Below are 6,712 nucleotides of genomic sequence, written 5' to 3' on the forward strand. Positions count from 1 at the left end.
GCCGCGAGGGTGAGGGCGATTCCCTGCGCGGCCGTCACGACCTTGCGCCAATAGCGGTACGGGAGCCGCCCGCGAAGCCATGGAAGCATCCATCCGGCGGCGACGAAGGCGTAGCGCATCAGGTCGACCTCGACGCGCCGCCGGCGAGCACGTCCGACGCCTACCTGCGCCTCCACGTGCTGTCGCACCTGCTGGCACGACCGAACGAGGTGAACCTCGACGGGATCTTCGCGCACCTGCCCGCCGTGGTGTGGACGAACGCCGGCCCGGTGCATCCGGCCGACTTCGACCGCCTGCGGCCGACGCTGCAGCGCGCGGGCATCCACGCGACGGGTCTCGACAAGTTCCCGCGACTGCTCGACTACGTCACCCCCGAGCGGGTGCGCATCGCGGATGCCTCGCGCGTTCGCCTCGGGGCCCACCTCGCCCCCGGCACCACGGTCATGCACGAGGGCTTCGTGAACTTCAACGCCGGCACGCTCGGCACGTCGATGGTCGAGGGCCGGGTGTCGCAGGGCGTGGTCGTCGGCGACGGCAGCGACATCGGCGGGGGCGCCTCGATCATGGGCACCCTCTCGGGCGGGGGCACCCAGCGGGTCGCCATCGGCGAGCGCGCCCTGCTCGGCGCGAACTCGGGCATCGGCATCTCGATCGGCGACGACTCGGTGGTGGAGGCGGGCCTCTACGTCACCGCGGGCACGAAGGTCGTCGTCCTGGGCCGCGCGGGCGAGGCGGGACGCACCGTGAAGGCGGTGGAGCTGTCCGGCGTGCCGAACCTCCTGTTCCGCAGGAACTCGCTGAACGGGCAGGTCGAGGTGCTCTCCCGCACCGGCGAGGGCGTCGCCCTCAACGCCGCCCTGCACGCCTGACGCGCGGGCCTGTCCGGTCGACTACAGTGGGGTGCTCAGGCCGCCGCTGGGCGGCCGTCGCCATGCGCATCACGAAGGAGTGACGTGGGCACCGACGCACCGCGCACCCGCAGACATCGCGGCCTCGCCGTCCTGACCGTCGTGCTCATCGCGGTGCTCGTCGTCGGCGGCGCCGCCGCGGGATTCGGCTGGTGGACGGTGCAGCGCTCCTTCCCCGCCACGAGCGGCCAGGTCGACGTCGCCGGCCTCGACGCGACCGTGATCGTGTACCGCGACGACGCCGGGATTCCGCAGCTGGTCGCCGAGACCGACCACGACCTCTTCTTCGCGCAGGGCTACGTGCACGCGCAGGACCGCTTCTGGGAGATGGACTTCCGGCGGCATGTCACGGCCGGCCGCGTGGCGGAGCTCTTCGGCGAGTCGCAGGTGGCGACGGACGCGTTCATCCGCACGCTCGACTGGCGCGGCGTCGCCGAGCAGGAGTACGCGCTGCTCGACCCGACGTCGCGCGCGTACTACGACGCCTACGCCGAGGGCGTGAACGCGTACCTCGGCGACCGCGACGGTGCCGATCTCTCGCTCGAGTACGCGGTGCTGGGGCTGCAGAACCCCGGCTACGAGCCCGAGCCGTGGACCGCGGTGGACTCCATCGCCTGGTTGAAGGCGATGGCGTGGGACCTGCGCTCGAACCTCGAGGACGAGATCGACCGCGCCCTGCTGGCGACGGCGGTGCCGCCCGAGGAGGTCGCCCGGCTCCACCCCCCGTATCCGTTCGGCCAGATGCCGACGATCATGGAGGGGCCCGTCGCCGCCGCACCCGCCGCGACCGAGATCGTGCCCCTCCCCGACGAGGCCGCCGCCACTGCGACCGTCCCGGATGCCGCGACGCTCGATGCGTCGGCGGCGCCCGTCGCGCAGCTCGCCGACCTGCTCGACGGCATCCCCGAACTGCTCGGGCCGGAGGGCGGCGACCTGGGCTCGAACTCGTGGGTGGTCTCGGGTGCGCACACGGCGTCGGGGCTCCCGCTGCTCGCCAACGACCCGCACCTCGGCCCCACCATGCCCTCCATCTGGACGCAGATGGGCCTGCACTGCGCCGAGATCGGCGAGGCCTGCGGCTTCGACGTCGCCGGGTACACGTTCTCGGGCCTGCCCGGCATGATCATCGGCCACAACCAGCGCATCGCCTGGGGGTTCACGAACCTCGGCCCCGACGTGGCCGACCTCTTCCTCGAACGCGTCGACGGTGACACCTACGCGTTCGACGGCATGTCGCACCCCCTCACGCTCCGCGAGGAGACGATCGAGGTGGCCGGCGGCGACCCCGTCACGATCACGGTGCGGTCCACCGCCAGGGGCCCGATCGTCACCGACGTCAGCGCGGACTTCGCCGACGTCGCCGAGGGATACCCGGCGGCATCCGGCCAGCCCGACGGCGAGTACGCGCTGTCGCTGCAGTGGACCGCGCTCACGCCCGGCCGCACGCCCGCATCCATCTTCGCGATGAACCGCGCCCAGGACTGGAACGCGTTCCGGTCGGCCGCCTCGCTGTTCGATGTGCCCGCCCAGAACCTGGTGTACGCCGACGTCGACGGCAACATCGGGTACCAGACTCCGGGATCCATCCCGGTGCGCCGTGCCGGCGACGGCACCGTGCCGCTGCCCGGGTGGACGAGCGCGAACGGCTGGTCGGGCACGATCCCGTTCGACCAGCTGCCGTCGGTGCTCAACCCCGCGCGCGGGTACCTCGTCACCGCCAACAACGCGGTGAGCTCGGCCGGACCGGTGCTCACTCAGGACTGGGATCTCGGCTACCGCGCCTCGGGCATCGAGCGCATGCTGCAGGAGCGCATCGCGGCGGGTGGGAAGATCACGGCCGACGACCTCCAGTCGATCCAGCTCGACACGGCCGACGCCAACGCCGCGGCCCTCCTCCCCGTCATCGCCGGCCTCGACCTCGACGGCGATGCCGCGCGCGGCGCCGAACTCCTCGACGGGTGGAACGCCCGGGCCGACGTGGACAGCGCCGAGGCCGCGTACTTCGCCGTGTTCTGGCGCACCCTCCTCGACGACATGTTCGGCGGCCTCCCCGAGCAGACCCGCCCCGTGGGCGGGGACCGGTGGTTCAGCGTCGTCGGCACCCTCCTCGGGCAACCCGACGCGTCGTGGTGGACGAACGAGCGCGACGGCGTCGCCGGCCGCGATGCCATGCTCGCCCACGCGCTCGACCAGGCGTGGGCCGAGGCATCCGACCGCATGGGCAGTGACCCCGACGGCTGGCGCTGGGGACGGCTGCACACCCTCACGCTCACGAACCAGAGCTTCGGCGAGTCGGGCATCGCCCCCATCGAATGGCTGTTCAACCGCGGGCCCTACGAGCTCGGCGGCGGCTCGGCCATCGTCAACGCGATGGGCTGGGACGCCCGCGATGGCTACGGCGTCGACTGGGTGCCGTCGCTGCGCATGGTCGTCGACCTCAACGGCTTCGACGACTCCCGCTGGATCAACCTCACGGGCGCGTCAGGCCACGCCTTCGACCCGCACTACGCCGACCAGGCGCCGCTCTGGGAGCGAGGCGAGACCCGTGCCTGGCCGTTCACCCTCGCGGCCGTGCAGGACGCGGCGACGCAGACCCTGCGCCTCACGCCGGCCGGCGGCTGACGGTTGACGACGAAGTCGCCGCGCGTCACGCCCGCGAAGGGCCGACCGCGCGGGCGCTCAGGCCGACGGGTAGTTGCGCTCGGGCTCGCCCACGTACAGCTGCTGCGGGCGACCGATCTTCGTCTGCGGGTCGAGGTTCATCTCGCGCCAGTGCGCCATCCAGCCGGGCAGGCGCCCGATCGCGAACAGCACCGTGAACATGCGCGTGGGGAACCCCATCGCCTTGTAGATCACGCCGGTGTAGAAGTCGACGTTCGGGTAGAGACGACGCTCCTTGAAGTAGTCATCCTCGAGGGCGATCTGCTCGAGCTCCTTCGCGAGGTCGAGCAGCGGATCGTTGACGCCGAGCCCGGCGAGCACCTCGTCGGCCGACTCCTTCACGAGCTTCGCGCGCGGGTCGTAGTTCTTGTAGACGCGGTGCCCGAAGCCCATGAGCTTCACCCCGTCCTCCTTGCGCTTGACGCGCTCGACGAACTTCGCGACGCCCTCGCCGGAGTCCTGGATGCGGGCGAGCATCTGCAGCACGGCCTCGTTGGCGCCGCCGTGGAGGGGCCCGGAGAGGGCCTGGATGCCCGCGGAGATCGACGCGTAGAGGTTGGCACCGGTGGAGCCGACGAGGCGCACGGTCGACGTGGACGCGTTCTGCTCGTGGTCCTCGTGGAGGATGAGCAGGCGATCCAGCGCCTTCGAGAGCACCGGGTCGATCTCGTACGGCTCGGCCATGTTGCCGAAGTTCAGGCGCAGGAAGTTGTCGACGAAGCTCAGCGAGTTGTCGGGGTACAGGAACGCCTGCCCGATGCTCTTCTTGTGCGCATAGGCCGCGATGACGGGGAGCTTCGCGAGCAGGCGCACCATCGTCAGCTCGACGTGGTCGAGGTCGTGCGGGTCGGAGGAGTCCTCGTAGTAGGTCGAGAGCGCCGACACGGCGCTCGACAGGACCGACATGGGGTGCGCAGTGTGCGGCAACGCGGAGAAGAACCGCTTGAGGTCCTCGTGGAGGAGCGTGTGGCGGCGGATCTTCTCGTCGAACTCGCCCAGCTCGTCGGCCGTGGGGAGCTGGCCGTAGATGAGGAGCCAGGCCACCTCGAGGTAGGTGGACCCCTTGGCGAGCTGCTCGATCGGGTAGCCGCGGTAACGGAGGATGCCCTGCTCGCCGTCGATGTAGGTGATCTTCGACCGCGTCGACGCGGTGTTGACGAAGCCGTAGTCGAGGGCGGTGAGGCCCGTCTGCCGGGTCAGTGTCGACACGTCGATGCTGGAGTTGCCGTCGATCGCCGGCTGGATCGGGAACTCCGCGACGCCGCCCGGGAAGGAGAGGCTGGCGGTGGCGGGGGTCTTCCCGTCGGCCTGGTTCACGACGTCGCTCACGGCGCCTCCTGTGATCGTCACTTGCGCGGTCACCTGCTTTCCGGACAGGGGCCGAGCCGGCCGAGGTCCGAATACAGCCTAGACGTGCTCCGGGCACACTGTCGCATCCCCCAAGACATCGGGCCTTCCATTGGCGGATGGCACAGTGACGGCGCTCAGGCCTCCGCAGATGCCCGAAGGCGAGCGGATGCCGCGGCGACCCGCTCGTCGTCGGCGGTGAGCGAGAGTCGCACATGCTCGGGGAAGTGCACCCCGTAGAAGTGCCCCGGCCCCGCGAGGATGCCGAGGTCGGCGAGCCGGGCGATGGACTCCCATGCGTCGCGGCCCTCGGTGGCCCAGAGGTAGAGGCCGCCCTCGCTCCGGTCGATGCGGAATCCGGCGGCCTCGAGGGCCGGACGGAGCAGGTCGCGACGAGCGCGATACCGCTCCTTCTGCTCGGCGACGTGCTGCTCGTCGGCAAGCGCGGCGACCATGGCCTCCTGCAGCGGCGCCGGCAGCATGAGCCCCGCGTGCTTGCGCACGTTCGTGAGGCGGGCGATCGACTCGCGGCATCCGGCGATGAAGGCCGCACGGTAGCCGGCCATGTTCGACTGCTTCGACAGCGAGTAGATCGCCAGCGTGTGGTGCGTGTCGCCGTCGGTGACGCGCGAGTCGAGCAGGCTCGGCACGCGCTGCTCCGCCCACGGTCCGTCCCAGCCCAGCTCGGCGTAGCACTCGTCGCTGACGATGACGGCGCCGAGCTCGCGGGCACGGTCGCGCGCAGCCCGCAGCTCCTCGACCGAGAGCACGCGACCATCGGGGTTGCCCGGGGTGTTCAGCCAGACGAGCCGGGTCGCCGCGGGCCACTCGGCGGGCTCGTCGGACGCGAACGCCCGCGCCCCGGCGAAGAGCGCGCCCATCTCGTAGGTGGGATACGCCGCACGCGGATGCACGACGACATCGCCCTCGCCCACTCCGAGCATGAACGGCAGCAGCGCCACCAGCTCCTTGGAGCCGATGGTGGGCAGCACGGATGCCGCGTCGAGGCCCCGGACGCCGCGGCGGCGTGCGAACCACTCGACGATCGCAGCGCGCAGGGCCGGGGTGCCGACCGTCTGCGGGTAGGCGTGCGCATCGGTCGCCCGGGCGAGCGCGTCGCGCACGACGTCGGGCGTCGGGTCGACGGGCGAGCCGATCGACAGGTCGACGAGTCCGCCGGGATGCGCCGCCGCGCGTTCCACGTAGGGCGCCATGAGGTCCCAGGGGTAGTCGGGCAGCGCTCCGAGCGCCATCGTCAGTGCGCCTGGGGCGGCAGCGCGGCGATGAGCGGGTGGTCCTTGGGGATCACGCCCACCTTCGCGGCGCCGCCGGGCGAGCCGACCTCGTCGAAGAACTCGACGTTGGCCTTGTAGTAGTCGGCCCACTCATCGGGAAGGTCGTCCTCGTAGTAGATCGCCTCGACGGGACAGACCGGCTCGCAGGCACCGCAGTCGACGCACTCGTCGGGGTGGATGTAGAGCGAGCGTTCACCCTCGTAGATGCAGTCGACGGGACACTCGTCGATGCAGGCGCGGTCCTTGACGTCGACACACGGCAGGGCGATGACATAGGTCACAGTGGCTCGCTGTCCTCTCGAAGGCTGGAACTCAAGTCTATGCGTCGGCGACGGGCGCGGTGCGTCTCTGGGGCAGGTCGGGCCACGCGACGACGAGCACGGCGATGAGGGCGGGGCCGACCGCCCACACGGTGCCGACGACGTCGCCGGCGACGAGCACCGACCCGCCCGGACCGGGCAGCGTCAGGAGTGCCACCACGCCGATGACGCCGGCTGCGGC

General features: G+C 71.2%; 5 protein-coding genes and 1 pseudogene. 2 read left to right on the forward strand and 4 right to left on the reverse strand.

From position 1 onward, the window contains the following. The first annotated feature begins 23 nt into the window (after positions 1-23). Both GH736_RS14520 and GH736_RS14525 read left to right on the forward strand, forming a co-directional pair. Positions 24-869 carry a DapH/DapD/GlmU-related protein gene (locus tag GH736_RS14520; protein ID WP_407922351.1) on the forward strand — a complete coding sequence of 282 codons (846 nt, stop codon included), beginning with the start codon at positions 24-26 and terminating at the stop codon, positions 867-869. 84 nt (positions 870-953) lie between these two features. After that, complete coding sequence (locus GH736_RS14525) at positions 954-3,530, forward strand: penicillin acylase family protein (protein WP_159604550.1); 2,577 nt, start codon at positions 954-956, stop codon at positions 3,528-3,530. Between the two features lie 57 nt (positions 3,531-3,587). On the opposite strand, the gene GH736_RS14530 is transcribed toward GH736_RS14525, so the two are convergent. The 4 genes and pseudogenes from GH736_RS14530 to GH736_RS14545 all read right to left on the reverse strand — a co-directional run. Continuing rightward, positions 3,588-4,898, reverse strand: a complete 1,311-nt coding sequence (locus GH736_RS14530) for a citrate synthase (RefSeq protein ID WP_235934254.1) — start codon at positions 4,896-4,898, stop codon at positions 3,588-3,590. Between the two features lie 155 nt (positions 4,899-5,053). Then, a complete protein-coding gene (gene dapC / locus GH736_RS14535; RefSeq protein WP_159604552.1) occupies positions 5,054-6,169 on the reverse strand; it encodes a succinyldiaminopimelate transaminase in 1,116 nt (371 codons plus the stop codon). Between the two features lie 2 nt (positions 6,170-6,171). Continuing rightward, entirely contained in the window at positions 6,172-6,492 is a 321-nt protein-coding gene (gene fdxA, locus GH736_RS14540; protein ID WP_159604554.1) for a ferredoxin, read from the reverse strand. Positions 6,493-6,529: 37 nt separating this feature from the next. After that, positions 6,530-6,712 (reverse strand): annotated as a pseudogene (locus GH736_RS14545) (hypothetical protein); the annotation flags it as partial.

Source organism: Agromyces humi (genome assembly GCF_009720255.1).
Lineage (GTDB): Bacteria > Actinomycetota > Actinomycetes > Actinomycetales > Microbacteriaceae > Agromyces > Agromyces humi.